This window comes from Roseinatronobacter alkalisoli (genome assembly GCF_028745735.1).
Taxonomy (GTDB): Bacteria; Pseudomonadota; Alphaproteobacteria; order Rhodobacterales; family Rhodobacteraceae; genus Roseinatronobacter; species Roseinatronobacter alkalisoli.
In genome coordinates, this window is sequence record NZ_JAQZSM010000016.1 from 53080 (window position 1) to 71635 (window position 18556).

General features: G+C 60.1%; 18 protein-coding genes and 1 tRNA gene. 16 read left to right on the forward strand and 3 right to left on the reverse strand.

All coding sequences use genetic code 11. From position 1 onward, the window contains the following. Positions 1-45 precede the first annotated feature (45 nt). The 12 genes from sufC (at position 46) to PUT78_RS15665 (ending at position 10427) form a co-directional block, all read left to right on the forward strand. Complete coding sequence (gene sufC, locus PUT78_RS15610) at positions 46-804, forward strand: Fe-S cluster assembly ATPase SufC (RefSeq protein WP_274353203.1); 759 nt, start codon at positions 46-48, stop codon at positions 802-804. Positions 805-806: 2 nt separating this feature from the next. Next, the gene (locus tag PUT78_RS15615; protein WP_274353253.1) at positions 807-2102 is read left to right on the forward strand and encodes a SufB/SufD family protein; all 1296 of its coding nucleotides are present in this window, start codon (positions 807-809) and stop codon (positions 2100-2102) included. A gap of 126 nt (positions 2103-2228) precedes the next feature. After that, complete coding sequence (locus PUT78_RS15620) at positions 2229-2738, forward strand: YIP1 family protein (RefSeq protein WP_274353204.1); 510 nt, start codon at positions 2229-2231, stop codon at positions 2736-2738. Beyond that, the gene (locus PUT78_RS15625; RefSeq protein ID WP_274353205.1) at positions 2716-3345 is read left to right on the forward strand and encodes a Yip1 family protein; all 630 of its coding nucleotides are present in this window, start codon (positions 2716-2718) and stop codon (positions 3343-3345) included. Before PUT78_RS15620 ends, PUT78_RS15625 begins: the two co-directional genes overlap by 23 nt. Continuing rightward, positions 3345-4565 carry a cysteine desulfurase gene (locus PUT78_RS15630; protein ID WP_274353206.1) on the forward strand — a complete coding sequence of 407 codons (1221 nt, stop codon included), beginning with the start codon at positions 3345-3347 and terminating at the stop codon, positions 4563-4565. Before PUT78_RS15625 ends, PUT78_RS15630 begins: the two co-directional genes overlap by 1 nt. Positions 4566-4612: 47 nt before the next feature. Beyond that, positions 4613-4689, forward strand: a tRNA-Arg gene (locus PUT78_RS15635). 340 nt (positions 4690-5029) lie between these two features. Next, entirely contained in the window at positions 5030-6184 is a 1155-nt protein-coding gene (locus PUT78_RS15640) for an ABC transporter permease (RefSeq protein WP_274353207.1), read from the forward strand. Continuing rightward, a complete protein-coding gene (locus tag PUT78_RS15645) occupies positions 6184-6963 on the forward strand; it encodes an ABC transporter ATP-binding protein (RefSeq protein WP_274353208.1) in 780 nt (259 codons plus the stop codon). Before PUT78_RS15640 ends, PUT78_RS15645 begins: the two co-directional genes overlap by 1 nt. Positions 6964-6966: 3 nt before the next feature. Continuing rightward, the gene (locus tag PUT78_RS15650) at positions 6967-8673 is read left to right on the forward strand and encodes an MlaD family protein (RefSeq protein WP_274353209.1); all 1707 of its coding nucleotides are present in this window, start codon (positions 6967-6969) and stop codon (positions 8671-8673) included. Then, a complete protein-coding gene (locus PUT78_RS15655; protein ID WP_274353210.1) occupies positions 8670-9311 on the forward strand; it encodes an ABC-type transport auxiliary lipoprotein family protein in 642 nt (213 codons plus the stop codon). The genes PUT78_RS15650 and PUT78_RS15655 overlap by 4 nt, the downstream gene beginning before the upstream one ends. 82 nt (positions 9312-9393) lie before the next feature. Further along, a complete protein-coding gene (locus tag PUT78_RS15660) occupies positions 9394-9972 on the forward strand; it encodes a YqaA family protein (protein ID WP_274353211.1) in 579 nt (192 codons plus the stop codon). Then, entirely contained in the window at positions 9972-10427 is a 456-nt protein-coding gene (locus tag PUT78_RS15665) for a disulfide bond formation protein B (RefSeq protein WP_337994691.1), read from the forward strand. The genes PUT78_RS15660 and PUT78_RS15665 overlap by 1 nt, the downstream gene beginning before the upstream one ends. On the opposite strand, the gene PUT78_RS15670 is transcribed toward PUT78_RS15665, so the two are convergent. Further along, complete coding sequence (locus PUT78_RS15670) at positions 10424-10723, reverse strand: usg protein (protein ID WP_274353213.1); 300 nt, start codon at positions 10721-10723, stop codon at positions 10424-10426. The genes PUT78_RS15665 and PUT78_RS15670 overlap by 4 nt on opposite strands. A 193-nt stretch (positions 10724-10916) precedes the next feature. Here PUT78_RS15670 and gyrA point away from each other — a divergent pair, with 193 nt between their 5' ends. From gyrA to PUT78_RS15690, 4 genes are all read left to right on the forward strand, one after another. Continuing rightward, positions 10917-13670: a DNA gyrase subunit A gene (gene gyrA, locus PUT78_RS15675; RefSeq protein WP_420793506.1), complete on the forward strand. Its 2754-nt coding sequence runs from the start codon at positions 10917-10919 to the stop codon at positions 13668-13670. After that, positions 13654-14004 carry a hypothetical protein gene (locus PUT78_RS15680; protein ID WP_274353214.1) on the forward strand — a complete coding sequence of 117 codons (351 nt, stop codon included), beginning with the start codon at positions 13654-13656 and terminating at the stop codon, positions 14002-14004. The genes gyrA and PUT78_RS15680 overlap by 17 nt, the downstream gene beginning before the upstream one ends. A 122-nt stretch (positions 14005-14126) precedes the next feature. Next, positions 14127-14294 carry a hypothetical protein gene (locus PUT78_RS15685; protein WP_274353215.1) on the forward strand — a complete coding sequence of 56 codons (168 nt, stop codon included), beginning with the start codon at positions 14127-14129 and terminating at the stop codon, positions 14292-14294. Between the two features lie 88 nt (positions 14295-14382). After that, complete coding sequence (locus PUT78_RS15690; RefSeq protein WP_274353216.1) at positions 14383-14733, forward strand: DUF6614 family protein; 351 nt, start codon at positions 14383-14385, stop codon at positions 14731-14733. Between the two features lie 552 nt (positions 14734-15285). On the opposite strand, the gene PUT78_RS15695 is transcribed toward PUT78_RS15690, so the two are convergent. Both PUT78_RS15695 and PUT78_RS15700 read right to left on the reverse strand, forming a co-directional pair. Then, the gene (locus tag PUT78_RS15695) at positions 15286-16539 is read right to left on the reverse strand and encodes a DNA polymerase IV (protein ID WP_274353217.1); all 1254 of its coding nucleotides are present in this window, start codon (positions 16537-16539) and stop codon (positions 15286-15288) included. A 42-nt stretch (positions 16540-16581) separates the two neighbouring features. Further along, on the reverse strand, positions 16582-18549 hold the full coding sequence (locus tag PUT78_RS15700; RefSeq protein WP_274353218.1) for a D-alanyl-D-alanine carboxypeptidase family protein: 1968 nt from the start codon (positions 18547-18549) through the stop codon (positions 16582-16584). Positions 18550-18556: the final 7 nt, after the last annotated feature.

Sequence of the window (18556 nt, forward strand, 5' to 3'; positions counted from 1 at the left end):
GCCCAGAGGAATATGGCGCGCAGCGCCTGAGGTAAGGAAAAGAATATGCTGGAAATCAATAACCTGCACGCGGAACTTGAAGACGATTCCGAGGTGAAGATCCTCAAGGGTCTGTCGCTGACCATCAACCCCGGAGAGGTGCATGCCATCATGGGGCCGAACGGGTCGGGCAAGTCCACCCTGTCCTATGTCCTGTCGGGCCGTGATGGTTATGAAGTCACCCAAGGCGGCGCCACGCTGGAAGGGGCTGATCTGCTGGAGATGGAGCCAGAGGAACGTGCGGCCGCTGGCCTGTTTCTGGCGTTCCAGTATCCGGTTGAAATTCCGGGTGTTGGCAACATGACCTTTTTGCGCACGGCGGTAAACGCGCAGCGCAAGGCGCGTGGCGAAGAAGAACTGTCAGCCGGTGAGTTCCTGAAAATCATCCGCGCGAAAGCCAAGGAATTGCAGATCGATGCGGATATGCTGAAACGCCCGGTCAATGTGGGCTTTTCGGGTGGCGAGAAGAAGCGCAACGAAATCCTGCAAATGGCGATGCTGGAACCCAAGATGTGCATTCTGGACGAAACCGATTCCGGTCTGGATGTGGATGCGATGAAACTAGTCAGCGACGGCGTGAACGCGCTGCGCGATGCGGGCCGGTCCTTTCTGGTCATCACCCATTACCAGCGCCTGCTGAACCATATCAAACCCGATTTTGTCCATATCATGAGTGAGGGGCGCATCATCAAGTCGGGCGGCCCCGAACTGGCGCTGGAAGTCGAAGAGAACGGCTATGCAGACCTGATGGCGGAGGCAAGCTGATGATGCCGCGGGCGAAGCTGAAAGCGCAGAAACGCGATGCCGCGCAGGCCCGTCTTGCGGCGCTGTCGTTGCCGCAGGGCGGGGGCTGGGTAACCCGCGCCCGCACAGCGGCAAGGGCGCGGCTGCTGGATATGGGGCTGCCGGTCAAGCGCGATGAATACTGGCGCTACACTGATCCGCGTGATCTGACATCTGATCAGTTTGCCGCGGCCAAAGTGCTGAAAATCACCGATGAAGAACCTGCGTTTTCCGCGGTGGACCGTGTGAAACTGGTCTTCGTGGATGGTGTGTTTGATGCGCTCGCGTCGGATGATCCCGCGCTGGCCGGTGTGGAAATCAGCCTGTTGCTGGATGTGGCGAACACAGACCTGCATTGGGCGCAGGACATATATGGCAAGCTGGAAGCGCGCGGGCAATTGCCTGTAGAACGCCCGCTGGCCGCGTTCAACACCGCCTTTGCACAGCAAGGTGTCCTGATCCGCGCGACAGCCAAGGCCGCGAAGCCGGTCGCGCTGGTCTATCTGCGCAGCCACGAGCATGCCGATGCCATCATGCATCATATTGTGCGTGTCGAGCAGGGGGCGGAACTGACATTGCTGGAAAACGGGCCGGTTGCAGCGCGTTTCAATCAGGTGATCGAAGCCGAAATCGGCGCAGGCGGTACGCTGCATCATGTGCGCACGCAAGGGCGCGATCATGACCGCGCAGGCAGTGCGCATCTGTTCGCGCAACTGGGGCAAGGAGCGCAGCTGAAATCCTTTACCCTGACTGCGAATGGTCGGCTGGTGCGCAATGAAGCCATGATCTGGCTGGATGGGCAGGGCGGCTCTGCGCATATTGCGGGCGCGACTGTGGGCGATGGTGCGTTTCACCATGATGACACAGTGTTTGTCACCCATGGCGCGCAGGGGGGCGAAAGCCGTCAGGTTTTCAAGAAAGTGCTGCGCAACGGCGCTGTGGGTGTGTTTCAGGGCAAGATTCTGGTCGAACAGGCCGCCCAGCAGACCGACGGCTACCAGATCAGCCAGGCGTTGTTGCTGGATGAAAATGCCCAGTTTCTGGCCAAGCCGGAACTGGAAATCTATGCTGATGATGTGAAATGCAGCCATGGGTCCACATCGGGCGAAATTGATCCCGCGCAGCTATTCTATCTGCGTGCACGCGGGGTGCCCGAAGCAAAGGCAAAGATGCTGCTGGTGCTGGCCTTTCTGGCCGAAGCGCTGGACGAAATAGCCGATCCCGATCTGGCCGAGGATTTACGCGGGCGCATGGAAAGCTGGCTGCAGCGCCATTCCTGAACCGGGATGTCGCGCCGGTGCTGCGGGTGGGGGGCGCTGCCCCCCAGTCACGGCCCTAGCGGGCCGCGCCCACCCCCCGGGATATTTTGACCAGAATGAATATATGTCGCAAAGATGGATGGCGCGATGTCCCTGACGCTGAATATTGCACGAAGCTACCGTGATCCGGCGCAGGTTGTGCGGGGTCTGCTGGGGCAGGGGGTGCGTGAACCACAGGTGCTGTTTTTCAATCTTCTGTCCTGCGGTCTGATTTTCGTAGCGCAATGGCCACGCTTGTCGCGGGACGCAACGCTTGACCCGTCGGTGACGTTCGAGCAGCGCATGGGTGGGGCGCTTTTTGCTGTCATGTTCCTGTTGCCGCTGATTCTGTATGCATTGGCCTGGGCGTTGCAGGGCGGGTTGCGGCTGGCGCGCATGCCGGTGCCTGGACTTTGGGCGCGGTTGGCGCTGTTCTGGGCATTGCTGGCGGTGACGCCGCTGATGCTGGTACAGGGGGGGCTGTCGGCCTTGCTGGGACCAGTTGGCGCAGTGCAGGCTTTCGGGTTTGTCGTGGCGGGCGCTTTCATCTACATACTGGGTTTCGGGGTAAGGGCGGCGATCAGGCTTGTGCAGGATGGCCACGGGACGCCCCGATGATGGCAAGCACGAAGGGACACCCGTCATGCAGTTGAATATTGCCGCTGTCAGCGCCCTTGTGCGGCTGACACTGACCCGCCCGCGCGAGGCTGCCGCACGGCTGATTGCGCTGGATGTGCCGGATGATGCGCGGTGGCTGGGATTTGTCATCGTTGTCGTGCTGAGTGTGTTTCTGGGGCAGGTATCCGTCCTGCTGATGGAAGACGGCGAAGCGATGATGGGTGGCGGGCTGCTGTTCATGGCCATGTTCCAGACGTCTGTTCTGCTGGGGATGGTGGTTGCGGTGCAGGGCGTCGGGCGCGCACTGGGAGGCAAGGGCAGTTTTCCTGACACCTTGCTGTTACTGGCCTGGCTGCAGTTCGTCATGCTTGTGCTGCAGTTTGTCCAGATTGCTGCGCTGATCCTGATCCCGCCGCTGTTTGGCATGATTACGCTGCTCGCGCTGGCGGTGTTTCTGTGGCTGCTGACGAATTTCGTACTGGTGCTGCATGGGTTCACATCGGGGCTGAAGGTCTTTGTGGGGATCATCTTTTCGTTTTTCGGGGTGGCGATGGCGCTGGCGTTCCTGCTGGTCTTGCTGGGTTTTGGCCCCGAGGGGGCAATGTGATGCTGGACGTAAATGCTGTCCGCGCGGATTTTCCGATTCTGGCGCGTCAGGTGAATGGCAAGCCGCTGGTTTATCTGGATAGCGGCGCGTCAGCGCAGAAGCCGCAGGTGGTGATTGATGCGGTTACCCGCGCATATGCCGAGGAATATTCCAATGTTCATCGCGGCCTGCACTATCTGTCCAATCTGGCAACCGACAAATACGAAGCTGTGCGCGGTACCTTGCAGCGTTTTCTGAATGCCGCGCATGAAGATGAGATCATTTATACGACAGGCACGACCGAAGGCATTAATCTGGTGGCTTATGGGTGGGCGATGCCGCGGTTTGAACCCGGCGACGAGATTGTCCTGTCGATCATGGAGCATCACGCCAATATTGTGCCCTGGCATTTCCTGCGCGAACGTCAGGGTGCGGTCATCAGATGGGTGGATACCGCCGCTGATGGCAGCCTTGATCCGCAAGCCGTGATTGACGCGATCGGTCCGCGCACGAAGCTGGTGGCCATTACGCATATGTCGAATGTGTTGGGCACGGTTGTCGATGTGCGCGCCATCTGTGCAGGGGCGCAGGCAAAGGGCGTGCCGGTGCTGGTCGACGGGTCGCAGGCGGCAGTGCATATGCCGGTGGATATGCAGGCCATTGGCTGTGATTTCTATGCGGTGACGGGCCACAAGCTTTATGGGCCGTCTGCATCCGGGGCGATATATATCCGGCGTGACCGTCAGGCCCAGATGCGCCCCTTCATGGGCGGTGGCGACATGATCCGCGAGGTTACGCGGGAGTCCGTTATCTATAACGACCCCCCCCATAAATTCGAAGCGGGCACGCCCGGCATTGTCCAGCAGATCGGGCTGGGGGTTGCGATTGACTATATGACGGGTCTGGGCATGCAGACCATTGCTGCACATGAGGCGGATCTGCGTGACTATGCGACCAGCCGTCTAGCGGGGCTGAACTGGCTGAATGTTCAGGGAACGGCACCCGGCAAAGGCGCGATTTTCAGCTTCACGCTGGAAGGGGCCGCGCATGCGCATGACATTTCTACGGTGCTGGACAAGAAGGGCATAGCCGTGCGCGCGGGGCAGCATTGCGCCGCCCCCCTGATGGACCATCTGGGGCTGTCGGCCACGTGCCGGGCGTCATTTGCGCTGTATAATACCCGCGAAGATGTGGATAAACTGATAGAGGCACTGGAATTGTGCCATGATCTGTTCGCGTGAAAAACCCGATTGCATCGGGTTTCCTGCCCGCCTATAGACGACATGCGGCACCCGTAGCTCAGCTGGATAGAGCGCTGCCCTCCGAAGGCAGAGGTCACAGGTTCGAATCCTGTCGGGTGCGCCATTAAATTCGTTCATGACAATAGCTTCCGGCCTGCGTGCATCGCACGTCACCCTTGTTGTGCTGTCCTGTCCCCCCCGACCCTGCCAGCATCAATGATGTAGCCTTGAAAGCGCGGCACAGCAGGCGCGTACAAGGCCGGGGTGCAGTTGCGGCCATCGTGGGATGAACGGGCGCGGCTTGATGGCGTGCGTAATGACGCTATGTGCAGAAATGGCCACAATCCGTATCAACAGACTGCTTGTGCAGGATGCAGCATGGCGGCAAGCGTGCATGGACGTTATAGATCAGGGTGTGCTGGGCTGCCAATGCGGTCCTTTGGGTCGATTCGAGGGGCAGATATTTGGCCGGATCAGTGGTGACACGCGACGATGCGCCTGAGCGCTGGGAGGATCCCGGTTTCGCGCTTGAACAGCAAGGCGAGGCATGGGTTCTGCGTGGCGAACTGACAGTACGCAGTCTGGGGGAGGCCATGCCCCGGCTTCTGGCGCTGGATGATGGCCCGCTGGCGCTGAACTTCAGCGCGCTGAAGCGGTTCGATACCGCCGGGGCCTGGGCCATATTGCAATTGCGCGAAAAGCTGCATTCCATAGGGCATGAATTGCAATTGCAGGGCTTAAGCCCGGAACATGAAGCCCTGATTGCCCGCGTCGAGCAGGCGGTTCCCACCCCGCCGGAGGATGAGAGGCGCAGGTTTGATATCCGCGACCTGCTGGCCGCTGTCGGTCAGGCGGTGGTAGGTGTCGGGCGGTTCATGGCGGAAATTCTGGCTATGCTGGGCGTGTTCCTGGCGCGGCTGGCCTGGCTGGCGCGGCATCCGTCGCAGTTCCGTCTGACCTCGTTGGTCTATCATGCTGATCAGGTGGGTTGGCGCGCGGTGCCGATTGTCTCGCTTATGGCGTTTCTGATCGGGGTTGTGCTGGCCTTTCAAGGGGCCGTGCAGTTGCGTCAGTTCGGGGCGGAAATTTTCGTTGTGGACCTGATTGCGATTTCCATCCTGCGCGAACTGGGCATTTTGCTGACCGCCATCATTGTGGCGGGGCGCACGGCATCCAGTTTCACCGCAGCCATCGGGTCGATGAAAATGCGCGAGGAAATCGACGCCATGAACACATTGGCAATCGATCCCGCGACAGTGCTGTTTGTGCCGCGCATTCTGGCACTTCTGATCACGCTGCCGATTCTGGGGATGGTGGCAAATGCGATGGGGCTTCTGGGCGGCGCACTGATGTCATGGATTGAACTTGGCATCTCGCCTGCCATGTTCCTGACGCGCCTGATCGAGGATACCAGTCTTGACCACGTGCTTGTCGGTTTTGTCAAAGCGCCGGTTTTCGCCATTATCATCGGTGTGATCGGTTGCCATGCGGGCATGCAGGTGGGCGGGAATGCCGAAAGTCTGGGACGGCAGACATCATCTGCGGTGGTGCGCGCGATTTTCGCCGTGATCCTGGCTGATGCGTTGTTTTCCGTGTTCTTTGCGATGATGGAAATCTGATGGAGCAGGATGTTGTCATTCGCCTGCGGGGTCTTCGCAACCAGTTTGGTGCGCAGGTCATTCATGATGATCTGGACCTTGATGTCTATCGCGGCGAGGTTCTGGGCGTTGTCGGCGGGTCGGGCACCGGGAAATCGGTGCTGCTGCGCTGCATCGCGGGGTTGCGCCCGCCGCAGGCAGGCGAGATCAGCATTTTCGGGCAGGACGCATTGCATTGTTCCGAAAGCGCCCGTCGCGCCATTGACCAGCGCATGGGTGTCATGTTTCAGGATGGCGCGCTGTTTTCCAGTCTGACCGTGCGCGAGAATGTGGAAGTGCCGATGCGCACTGTGCCGGGGCTGAGTGCTGCGATGCGCCGCGATCTGGCGGATCTGAAAATCGCCATGGCGGGGCTGCCCTATATTGCAGGGGACAAATACCCGTCTGAATTGTCAGGCGGCATGCGCAAACGGGCCGGTCTGGCGCGGGCACTGGCGCTGGACCCGGAAATCGTGTTTCTGGATGAACCGACCGCCGGTCTGGACCCGATCGGAGCATCGGCGTTTGATGAACTGATAAAAGGGCTGTCGCAAAGCATGGGGCTGACTGTCTTTCTGGTTACCCATGATCTGGACACGCTGCATGCCACATGCGGACGGATTGCCGTGTTGGCCGAAAAGAGAGTGATGTATACCGGGACCATGTCCGATATGCTGGAAGTAGATCACCCATGGGTGCATGAGTATTTCCACGGGCCGCGCGCACGCGCGGCGCTGGACACGAAGGAAAGGATCGCCTGACGCATGGAAACGCGGGCAAATTATGTTCTGATCGGTGCTTTTGCGCTTGCGGGATTTCTTGGAATCCTGGGGTTCTTTCTGGCATTCAGCAAATACCAGTTTGACCGGCAATTCGCCTATTATGAAGCTTATTTCGAAAGCGTATCCGGCTTGACGCGGTCGGCGGATGTGCGTTTTGCCGGGCTACCGGTGGGGCAGGTGCTGGAGGTCAGCCTTGCACCGGACGGGCGCGTGCGGGTCATGCTGGAAGTGGACCGTGCAACACCTGTCCGCGCGGATTCGGTCGCCATGGTGGACAGTTCGGGCATTACCGGCGTGTCCTTTGTTGCGCTGTCGCCCGGCACGCAGACCGCGGAGCTGATCAATGACCGCGATGATGTGCCACAATTGCAGGTAGGGATGTCCACAATACAGACATTGACAGAAACCGGCCCGCGTATTCTGGAAGAGGCATTGCAGGTCGTCGAACAGGTTAACCGTCTGCTGGGCGAAGAAAACCAGGCCCGTGTCGCCGGTATTCTGGACAATATCGAACAGTCTTCGGGGGATTTGACCGCTGCGCTGGACAGCTTTGCCGGTTTTACCGAGACAGTTGCCGCTGCAACGGAAACATTTTCAGAATTCAGCGACAATCTGGCCCCCATTCTGCGGCAGGCCGAAAATACGCTGGAAAGCCTGGAATTCGCTATCGACGAAATTGCCCTTGTCGCTACCGAAGCGCGCTACACATTTGAAGCGGGCACCCAGACCCTGAACACCGCTGACACGTTTGTGGCCGGTGAACTGACAGCGCTTGTCGAGGAACTGAGCGGGGCTGCCGCCACCATCCGCGCGGAGCTGGAAGAATTCAGCCAGGAAGCACAGGTCATGTTCGGCGAATTCACCCGCACAAGCAGTGCCGCCACCCAACGCATCGAGGCGCTGGACCCCGCCCTCGCGCGGCTGGACCCGCTGCTTGCGCGCGCCGACCGCACGTTGGAAACTGTGGAACGGATGTCAGACAATATCGACGGGCTTGTTACGGGGGACGGGGCCGCGCTGGTGGCTGAAGCCCGTGAAATGGTGGCCATCGCACGCGATGCGACCGTATCCATCGCACGGGCGGCGGAAACCGATCTGCCCCTGATCATGGCTGATATCCGCGCCGCGACCGAAGAAATCCGCGGGGTTGTCGCAAATGTGGGTGAAGACCTGTCCAGCGCCTCGGGGCAGCTTGATGCGCTGTCGGGCGCGGGGTTGCGCACATTGGATCAGGTGACTGACACATTCGCCAATGCCAACACCACGCTGGACGCGATAAACCGTGCATTGATCACCGGCGAAAGCACCTTGCAAGCGGCGGAACGCGCTTTTGTGGGGGCGGACCGGGTCATCAACGAGGAAATCGGCCAGATCACCGAAGACCTGCGTGATGTGCTGGGTCGGCTGGGGCGCGCAGTGGATTCGGTGGCCGATGACATTCCCGAAGTGACCGCCGAATTGCGCCGCACGGCCGAAAGTGCAGCGCGCGCCTTCGATGATCTGGGCGCGATCATTCGCGACAGTGGTGCACCTGTGCGTGAATTCACCACTACCGGCCTGCCCAATATCAGCCAGCTTGCGCGGGAAACGCGCGGTCTGATCTCGAATCTGGACCGGCTGACGCGCCAGATAGAACGTGACCCGACACGGTTCTTCCTGAACCGTCAGACACCGGAGTTCAGAAGATGACCCTTACCCGCAGACATCTGTTGACCAGCAGCTTTGCCCTGACCGCGCTGACGGGCTGCGGGGCGGTTTCGGCGTTGAACCAGGCGACAACAGCGCTGGACGCCTATGAGTTACGCGCGCCGCGCGGATTGCCGCAAGCGCCGCGTATGTTGGCGCGATCCCTGAGCATCGAGCCGCCCACCACATCGGGCGCGCTGGACACAGACCGCATATTGATCAAGCCCAACGCCGTCCAATCGCTGTATCTGCCGCGTGTGCGCTGGTCCGAGAATGCGCCGCTGATGGTGCAGACCTTGTTGCTGCGTGCCTTTGAAGATACTGGTGCGCTGTCATATGTGGGGCGCCGTCCGCTGGGGGGATCGGGGGATTTTGCGCTGCTTTGCGAAATCACGGATTTTCAGGCCGAACTCGGCACTGACGGTAACACAGTCGCCACGCGCATGCGCGTGACCGCGCGTATGGTGCGCGAGTCCGATGCGCGTATTCTGGGCCGCCGCAGTTTTGTGGCCACCGCGCCCGCCGCGTCAACTGACACGCTGGATATTGTCGAGAGTTTCAATGTGGTATCTGATGAATTGATCACCGATCTGGTGCGCTGGGGGCTGGATACTGTCGGCCTGCGCTTGCCAGTGGGTTGATAATTCCGCATGCATGCGTGGGGGCTGCCTGCCCCCACACCCCCGGGGATATTTATCCCAGAATGAAAGAGCGATCAGGCACTTGCTGAAATCTCTGTATGACTGGACCTTGTCACTTGCGCGCCATCCGCATGCACTATGGGCTTTGGCGATCGTGGCGTTCATTGAAAGTTCGGTCTTTCCGATTCCGCCGGATGTGCTGATGATTGCAATGATCGTGGCGCGCCCGTCACGGGCATTCGTGATTGCAGGCGTGGCCACAGTCGCGTCTGTCGCGGGCGGGATGGCGGGCTATTTTATCGGCTATGGCGCCTTCGAGGCATTGGGCCGACCGGTGCTGGAGTTTTACGGCAAGGATGCCTATTTCGAGCAGTTTCAGGCGCGGTATAACGAATGGGGGGCCTGGGCGGTGCTGATCGCGGGGGTGACGCCTTTTCCCTATAAGGTCATTACCATTCTGTCGGGGGCGACCGGGCTATCGCTGCCGGTGTTCATTGTTGCATCGGTGATTGCGCGGGCATTGCGCTTCTTCATTGTCGCCGCCCTGCTGTGGAGATTCGGCGCACCGATCCGTGATTTCATAGAGCGCCGTCTGGGGCTTATGTTCACATTGTTTATGGCTCTTCTTCTGGGCGGATTTCTGGCTGTGAGGTATCTATGATGCGAAGGCGGGTTCAAATTCTGGCGTTGGCAGGGTCTTTAGGGTTGCTGCTGGGGGCGTTGGCGTTCCAGTATATTGGTGGCATGGTGCCTTGCGCACTGTGTATCTGGCAGCGCTGGCCGCATGTCATAGCCCTGCTGGGGGCCGGGGCACTGGCCTTGCCGGGGCCGGTATTCGCGCTGATCGGGGCGGCGGGGGCTGCGACATCGGGGGTGATCGGGGTTTACCATACCGGGGTGGAGCGTGCGTGGTGGGAAGGCCCTTCAAGCTGCTCGGCCGGGGGCAACCTGTCGGGGTTGAGCGCCGAAGAATTGCTGGCGCAGATTCTGGCGGCACCCGTCGTGCGCTGCGACGAGGTGCCATGGGAGATGCTGGGGCTGTCGATGGCAAGCTGGAATGCGGTTGTGTCCTTCGGGATTGCCGGGCTGTGGATGGCCAGTCTGCGCCTGCGTTAGTGGTTGCGCAGGCCCGGTGCGGGGAATTCGCCGACATTGAATTCGCCCACCACATGGCGCCATTCGCCCGCGCGCAGCTGTTTGCGATGGGTAAAGCGCACGCAATGCAGTGGCCCGTCGATACTGCCTTGCCAGAATTCGATGAACTCGAAAAGGCGCGGATAATCCGGGGCCAGGTCGTAATCTTGCCAGACAAATGTATTGAGCACATGGGTATGGTCGGGCATGCGGTAGATCATTTCCGCTGTGGTCAGACCGTAACCTTTGAGCATGAGTTCGACAGGGGATGCGTCCATTTCAGACCTCTTGTTGCTGCTGGATAATTGAATCATGCCAAGAGAATAATAATAATCAATGAAAACATGTTGTTATCACTAATGATCGGCGGCTGCCAAAGGGCGGGGCTTTGCGGCATTGCACCCCATATGATGGTTCTGGTAAGGTAGGACCAACGAGATATAGTGAAGATCCAAACCGCGCGAGGATAAGGTGAGCGATAGCCCCGAAACCCCTGAAAATATTGACGAAACCCCACCATCCGGTCCCATCGGGCACAGTGTTTCGATCACCCAGGAAATGCGCGCGTCCTATCTTGATTACGCGATGAGCGTGATTGTCAGCCGTGCCATTCCTGATTTGCGCGATGGGTTAAAACCTGTGCACCGGCGCATTCTTTATGCAATGCATGAAGGCGGGAATACGCATGACAAGCCCTATCGCAAATCCGCGCGGGCTGTGGGCGATGTGATGGGGAAGTACCATCCGCATGGCGATTCCGCGATCTATGATGCGCTGGTGCGGATGGCGCAGCCCTTTTCGATGTCGCTGAAGCTGCTTGACGGGCAGGGCAATTTCGGCTCGATGGACGGCGATAATGCGGCTGCGATGCGCTATACAGAAGTGCGCATGGACAAGTCGGCGGCGTTTCTTCTGGCTGATATCGACAAGGATACGGTCAATTTTCAGGACAACTACGATGGGCGCGACCGGGAGCCGACCGTTCTGCCCGCGCGCTTTCCGAATATGCTGGTCAACGGGGCTGGTGGTATTGCGGTCGGCATGGCGACGAATATTCCGCCCCATAATCTGGGTGAGGTGATTGATGCGACGCTTGCGTTGATTGAGAACCCGGATCTGACCAGCGCTGAACTGATGGATTATGTGCCTGCGCCGGATTTTCCGACAGGCGGGTTGATTCTGGGGCGTGCGGGCGCGCGCAAGGCCTATCTGGAAGGGCGTGGGTCGGTCATCATCCGCGCCAAAACCCATATAGAGGAAGTGCGCAAGGATCGTTTCGCTATCATCGTGGATGAGATTCCCTATCAGGTGAACAAATCAACCATGGTTGAGAAGATCGCCGATGCGGTGCGTGAAAAGAAAATCGAAGGTATTTCTTCTGTCGCTGACGAATCCGACCGGACCGGTGTACGGGTAGTGGTTGAACTGAAGCGCGATGCCACACCGGATGTGGTGCTGAACCAGTTGTTCCGTTTTACCCCGATGCAGACGAGTTTTGGCTGCAACATGCTGGCGCTGAATGGCGGACGGCCGGAGCAGTTGTTGCTGCGGGATTTCCTGTCAGCGTTTATCGGGTTCCGCGAAGAAGTGGTTACGCGCCGCACGGCCTATGAACTGAACAAGGCGCGAGAGCGCAGTCATGTTCTGTGCGGCCTGGCGGTGGCGGTGTCCAATGTCGACGAGGTTGTGGCGACGATCCGGTCTTCCGCCGATCCTGCAGAGGCGCGCGAAAAGCTGATGACACGGCGCTGGCCTGCCATGGATATCGCGCCCTATATCCGGCTGATCGATGACCCCAGCCATACCATGAATGACGATGGCACCTACAACCTGTCCGAAATTCAGGCCCGCGCCATTCTGGAACTGCGGCTGCAACGCCTGACTGCGATGGGCGTGAAGGAAGTCACGGACGAGCTGGAAAACCTTGCTGCGAAGATCAAGGATTATCTGGATATTCTGCGTTCACGCGTGCGGGTGATGGAAATCATAGGCACGGAATTGCGCGAAGTGCGCGATGCATTTGCCGTCCCGCGCCGCACTGAAATCGTCGACTGGGCCGGCGATATGGATGACGAAGACCTGATCGAGCGTGAAGATATGGTGGTGACCATCACCAGTGGCGGGTATATCAAGCGCACGCCTCTGGCTGATTTCCGTGCGCAGCGGCGCGGCGGGAAGGGGCTGTCGGGGATGGCGACCAAGGATGATGATGTCGTCACCCAGTTGTTTGTCGCCAATACCCATACGCAGCTTCTGTTCTTCACCACGGACGGAATGGCCTATAAGCTGAAGACATGGCGCCTGCCGCTGGGCGGGCGCAACACGCGCGGCAAGGCGATGGTGAATATTCTGCCGATTGCCCAGGGCGTCAGCATTGCCGCTATCATGCCGGTAGAACGCCCGGAGGATGAATGGGAAAACCTGCAGATCGTATTCGCCACCTCTGACGGGTCGGTGCGGCGCAATGCGCTGTCGGATTTCGTGAATGTGAAGTCCAACGGCAAGATTGCGATGAAACTGCCCGAAGGCGTCAGTCTGGTGAACGCGCGCATCTGTGACGAAGATGACGATGTCATGCTCGTTACAGCATCCGGGCGGGCAATCCGGTTCCGCACGACCGACGTGCGTGTGTTCAAAGGGCGCGATTCCACGGGCGTGCGCGGTGTCCGTCTGGGTGATGGTGACAGCGTGGTCAGCATGGCCGTGATCCGCCACTTTGAGGCCAGCCCCGAAGAACGCGCCACTTATCTGAAGATGCGCCGTGCCATGGCCGGTGTCACCGAAGATGAGGGCGAGGATGAAGAGGACGCCGCTGAAGCTGCATTGTCACCGGAACGCTATGCGGAAATGTCGGCCTGCGAAGACCTGATTCTGACCATCTCGGAAAAAGGGACCGGCAAACTCTCCTCCAGCCATAATTACCCGGTGCGTGGCCGTGGGGGCATGGGGGTTGCCGCGATGGACCGCGCAATGCGGGGCGGCGCACTTGTCGCCTGTTTCCCGGTCGATGCGAATGACCAGATCATGCTGGCCACCTCCAGGGGCCAGTCCATCCGTGTCCCGGTGGAGGGGATTTCCTTCCGCTCGCGGTCTGCGGGCGGGGTCAAGGTGTTCAACACCTCGAACGGGGAACTTGTCGTCTCGGTCGCCCGCATTGCGGAAACCGGCGAGGAGGCAGAGGATGCGGCGGACGGGCAAGGGCCAGAGGATGCTGCGGGCGCTTGAATTCGCGCTGGACGATTGCCGGATGCAGCGCACCACGCTGACATACGGGCAATTGGCCGCAAAACTGGAAATTGACGGTCCGGGCCGCATCGCAAAACTGACCACCGCGCTGGAAACGCTGATGGAACAGGATGCGCAGGCGGGGCGACCCCTGCGCGCGGCCCTGGTGGTGGCGCGCGCAGGGGCCGGATTACCCGCACCCGGTTTTTTCCAGAAGGCGCAGGCGCTTGGCCTGTACCCTGATCCGGGTGATGAAACCGCCGCGCAGCGCTTTCATGCCCACCATCTGGACCGCTTGTTCGCCGTGGCCGATGGCCCACAACAAGACGAATAAAATACGATTCAACATGCATCGTGCCGACCTGTCCTTGCCGCAAAGGTGACATGAAGCGCGGGCTTCATGGCGCCTGTACCTGTTACCTTCAGGTGGGTGCGCGACATGAAGGTGACTTTTAATTGTTCAGTAAGTATCTGAAAGAATTCACTATTCATCAGAATGCGGTGACCCGCGGGGATTGGGTTATCCTGACCGCGGCTATTGCGGGAATGGGGATTTCGGTGTTCGCCTATATCGCGGACGGTCCTGGGGACCTGGCAGAAGCCGGGATGATCGTAGCAGAATAATTTAGCTGCCTGCCCGGACGTGGCGCGCCGAGGCAAAGCTTTGTTAGGAATTTCATGACATCCTGCACGCAATCACAGGAAGCCGCCCATGAACCAGTATATTTGCATGATCGACCTGAAGCCCAACGCCCACCCGCTGGCTTTCGCACGCGCTGCGGAGCAGTGGTTTAACCGGCTGATCGCTGCCGGAAAGATTGCCGGGTGGTCCTTGCAGCGCCGCAAACTGCGCCTTGCGGGTCCAGGATTCGGGGATTTCATGCTGGTTGTGCAAGTGGTTGATCTGTCGCAGCTCGATCTGGCATTCGGGCATCTCGCAGAAGGACATCACGATGTCGCGCGCGACTATGAACAGATGCATGGCATGGTGGAACGGGTTGATGTCGGCCTGTACCGCCCCTATCCGGACGCGGTGCAGGTGGAACGATTAGCCCTGATCTAGCTTTTGATCCCGGACTTTGACGGCGCAATCCGCTCACAGGAATGGAAGGCAGCACTATGGGATCAATCAGAAGATGTGTCGCAATCTGGAACCGACGGGGCAGTGTGGCGGGCGTTCCGGCAGGGCCGAAGGTGCCGCGCACCACCATACTGACGATGAAGGCGGTCGCAGCCGGGCATGCGTCTCAAGCGTGATTGGCACCTGCATGACTAACCGTGCCGGGGCATATGCCCGCATGAATGCCCTGTTCACGAACCTGGAAAATGGGCATATCGTCAAGGGCATCGATATGCTCAGGTCATGGGCTTATATGTGGCCCGCCATCACTTCCAAATGACATCCCCGGGACTTCATGACCCTGTTCCGCAGCCGTGAAACCGCTGATTGCAATCCGGATATCAATGGGGCGTGTCCGCAGCTTTCCTTTCATTCTGGCCCAAATATCCACAGGGTTTCTAAAGGGGGCGTGCCCCCTTGGCCTTTTTTATGCAAGACTGTGCGGCAAGTGATTCCCCAGCGGACGGGTGTACCAGATCTGACCGCGATGCGCCCTCAGCGCAGGCTGCGCCCCTTGATCACCGCATCATGGCCGAACCTTGCGCGCAAGGCATCGACCGCACGTTCGGCGCGCGCGCGCCCCTCTGCACCGGGGTCCAGCAGGTCGGGGCTGAATCCTGCGCCACTATCCACGCTGAGATCCGATATCCCGACGCCCAGAAGCCGGAATGGTCCCTTGGACATGGTTTGTGCCAGCAGCGGGCAGGCGGCGCGATAGATGACATCCGCCAGACAAGTCGGGCCGCGCAGGCTGACACGCCGCGTCAGTATCTGGTGGTCGGCGCGTTTCAGTTTTAGCGTCACCACCACGCCTGCCAGCCCCTTTGCCTTGGCGCGGCTGGCCACCTGATCTGACAGTCGCCACAAATGCCCCACCAGCGCGTCCGGATCGTTCAGATCCCTGTCGAACGTCGTTTCCTTGGAAATGGATTTGACCGAAGGGTCGCGACTGACTGCGCGTGTGTCCTGACCCCGCGCCAGATGCCACAGCCGCAATCCCATGGCACCGAAGCGGGCCACCAGTTCCGACTGGTCCCAGCGCAGCAGATCGTCAATTGTTGCGATACCCGCCTGTGCCAGATGGCCCCGTGCTGCAACTCCCACCCCCCAGATCATGCCGACAGGTTTGCCGCGCAGGAAGCCTTCGGTGCCCGCGCGCGAAATCACCGCAAAGCCGCGCGGCTTGTCCAGATCGGACGCGATCTTGGCCAGAAACTTGTTGTGGGACAGCCCGATGGACCCGGACAGGCGCAGCTCACTTTCCATCCGGCGGATCAGCCGCGCAAGGGATATTGCGGGGGGCGCGCCGTGCAGGCGTGTTGTGCCTGTCAGGTCCAGAAATGCCTCGTCCAAGGACAATGGTTCAATGGCGGGAGTCAGTTCTTCCATCATCGCGCGGATTTCACGCGATGCGCTCGCATATGCGTCAAATCGTGGTTTCACGACCACCGCCTCGGGGCAAAGCTGCAGCGCCCGGAACATGGGCATGGCAGACCGGACACCGTGAATACGGGCGATATAGCACGCGGTTGTAACAACCCCGCGCTGGCCACCACCGACAATGACGGGTTTGTCCTGCAGGGCCGGGTTGTCGCGTTTTTCGACGCTGGCATAGAACGCATCGCAATCCATATGCGCAATGCTCAGGTCCAGCAATTCGGGATCCGCCACAATGCGCGGCGAATGGCAGGCCGGACAACGCGGCCCTGCATTGAAGCTGGTCAGGCAATCACGGCATAGCGCAGGCATGGGCGCAGTATAGCGCGGGATTGACGCACAGCGCTATCGCAATCATGGATGCGCGATGGTGCAATCCATACCGCGCGCAGACAGGCGCCGGCAGGCGCGTTCAGCTTCAGTTGCGGTCAGCCCTGCGAAGCTGGCTTCAAACCTGCCGCTGGTCTGGCGGATGCGGCTGATGCCGTTGCCAAGGGCTGCGGCCTCGGCCATCTTGACTGTGATGATCCCGCGTTCAGCGGCATTGCGCGATGTGAATTCACCCAGCGAAACCCCCCATAGCCGCCCCCCGTCAGAGGTGGACAACCGGCTGACAATTTCGGCGTCGGCCTGGACATTGGCTTCGGCCACTGCTGCTGTTGCCGCGGCCTGGCTGTTCGGAACAGGTTGTGCTGCGCTGGTCAGAATAATGCCCTGACGTTCGGGGGGGCGGGGTGATGCGGCCAGACCGTCCTGCGCAAGAATCTGGCCGGTTTCTGCCCGCGCGTCGTCATAAAGTGCCGCCGGGGTCGTTGATGCATCGGGTGTGGCGAAATCCGCCAGCAGAATGCTTTCTGCGGCACCGATCCACACGGTTTCAGGCAGGGTTTCCACGTTCTGCGACTGCGCGATCTGCGTGTCTTCCACAGTATCCGTGCTGGTTGCGTCTGTGTCGCTGGCATCATCCGGGCTGTCTGACTGGTCTGCGGACGCTTCTGCAAGCTGTACCAGCGTATCCGAATCAGGCGTGGCAATGGCCGTGGCCACATCCAGCGCAACAAGATCTTCTGTATTGGCGATGCTGAAACCTGCGGCCTGCGCGACTGTGAAATCCGGTGTTTCACTTTCCGTTGTCAGATCCGCTGTTGCGCCGAAATCATCGGGGCGGGGCGGCGGGGTGACGGACGGGGTTTCGGGGGCCAGCGCGGCGACTGCCATTGTGGTGCTGCCTTCGTCCACGGCGGGCGCGGTTTCGGCAGATGTGGCATCGGCAATCTGCGACACTGCGGCTTCCACCCCGTCACGCAGGGCAAGCAGCACGTCAGATGAGGGGGCGCGTTCGGGGCGGGCTTGTGGGCGCGGGCTGGTGCGCACAGCTGTTTGCAACCGGATCGTGCGTGCGGATGCGGGCCTGTCGCCGCTGCCCTCCGGGGCCTGAGCAACGGCAACCGCGCCGCGCCCGCGATAGCCAGGCGTTGCCGGCGCACGTGTCGCCACCCGCGCACCAGCGCGGCTGAACCCGATATCCAGCAATTCCGCGACATGCGCGTTGCGGGCGGCTGTTGAACTGCCGCCGAACATGGTCGCAATGATATGCTTGCCGCCGCGCTGCGCAGATGCAGTCAGATTGAATCCTGCCGCGCGGGTATACCCGGTCTTGATGCCATCCGCGCCCGAATAGGCATCCAGAAAGCGCCGGTTGGTGTTTGGCACGGTGCCCACGCCCGCATTATCACTGCGCCGCGAGAAGATGTTGAAATACTGCGGATAATCGAAATAAAGCTGGCGGCCCAGAATGGTCATGTCGCGTGCGGTCGATACATGGCCTGATTGCGTCAGGCCGTGCGGGTTCCTGAATGTCGTATTCGACATGCCCATAGCGCGGGCGGTGGCTGTCATGCGGTCGGCGAATGCCTCGACGGAACCGGAAATCCCTTCTGCAATGACGACCGCTGCATCATTGGCAGACCGCAGCGCCGCAGCGCGGATAAGGTGGCGCAAGGATATTTTCTGCCCTTCGCGCAGGCCCAGACACACACAAGTCTGTTGCGTGGCGCGGCGGCTGGTGGTGAACATCGTGTCCAGGGTCACTTCGCCATGCTTCACGGCCTCGAACGCAATATAGAGCGTCATCATCTTGGTCAGCGATGCGGGGTGCAGCTTGGTGTCGTGGTTGCGCGCGAAAATAACTTCGCCATTGCGTGCATCCATCACCATCGCGGCATAAGGTGCCGCAAGCGCGGGGGCTGCGACCAGATAGCCGATCAGTAAGATGGAACATACCAAAACGTGACGGTATAGCCGCCCGAATCGTGCCTGCATCCGATTG

Excerpts from the sequence above, each read along its gene's own strand:
- sufC (WP_274353203.1), top strand. The coding sequence starts at position 46 with ATGCTGGAAATCAATAACCTGCACGCGGAACTTGAAGACGATTCCGAG.
- PUT78_RS15615 (WP_274353253.1), top strand. The coding sequence starts at position 807 with ATGCCGCGGGCGAAGCTGAAAGCGCAGAAACGCGATGCCGCGCAGGCC.
- PUT78_RS15620 (WP_274353204.1), top strand. The coding sequence starts at position 2,229 with ATGTCCCTGACGCTGAATATTGCACGAAGCTACCGTGATCCGGCGCAG.
- PUT78_RS15625 (WP_274353205.1), top strand. The coding sequence starts at position 2,716 with ATGGCCACGGGACGCCCCGATGATGGCAAGCACGAAGGGACACCCGTC.
- PUT78_RS15630 (WP_274353206.1), top strand. The coding sequence starts at position 3,345 with ATGCTGGACGTAAATGCTGTCCGCGCGGATTTTCCGATTCTGGCGCGT.
- PUT78_RS15645 (WP_274353208.1), top strand. The coding sequence starts at position 6,184 with ATGGAGCAGGATGTTGTCATTCGCCTGCGGGGTCTTCGCAACCAGTTT.
- PUT78_RS15650 (WP_274353209.1), top strand. The coding sequence starts at position 6,967 with ATGGAAACGCGGGCAAATTATGTTCTGATCGGTGCTTTTGCGCTTGCG.
- PUT78_RS15655 (WP_274353210.1), top strand. The coding sequence starts at position 8,670 with ATGACCCTTACCCGCAGACATCTGTTGACCAGCAGCTTTGCCCTGACC.
- PUT78_RS15665 (WP_337994691.1), top strand. The coding sequence starts at position 9,972 with ATGCGAAGGCGGGTTCAAATTCTGGCGTTGGCAGGGTCTTTAGGGTTG.
- PUT78_RS15670 (WP_274353213.1), bottom strand. The coding sequence starts at position 10,723 with ATGGACGCATCCCCTGTCGAACTCATGCTCAAAGGTTACGGTCTGACC.
- PUT78_RS15680 (WP_274353214.1), top strand. The coding sequence starts at position 13,654 with ATGCTGCGGGCGCTTGAATTCGCGCTGGACGATTGCCGGATGCAGCGC.
- PUT78_RS15690 (WP_274353216.1), top strand. The coding sequence starts at position 14,383 with ATGAACCAGTATATTTGCATGATCGACCTGAAGCCCAACGCCCACCCG.
- PUT78_RS15695 (WP_274353217.1), bottom strand. The coding sequence starts at position 16,539 with ATGCCTGCGCTATGCCGTGATTGCCTGACCAGCTTCAATGCAGGGCCG.
- PUT78_RS15700 (WP_274353218.1), bottom strand. The coding sequence starts at position 18,549 with ATGCAGGCACGATTCGGGCGGCTATACCGTCACGTTTTGGTATGTTCC.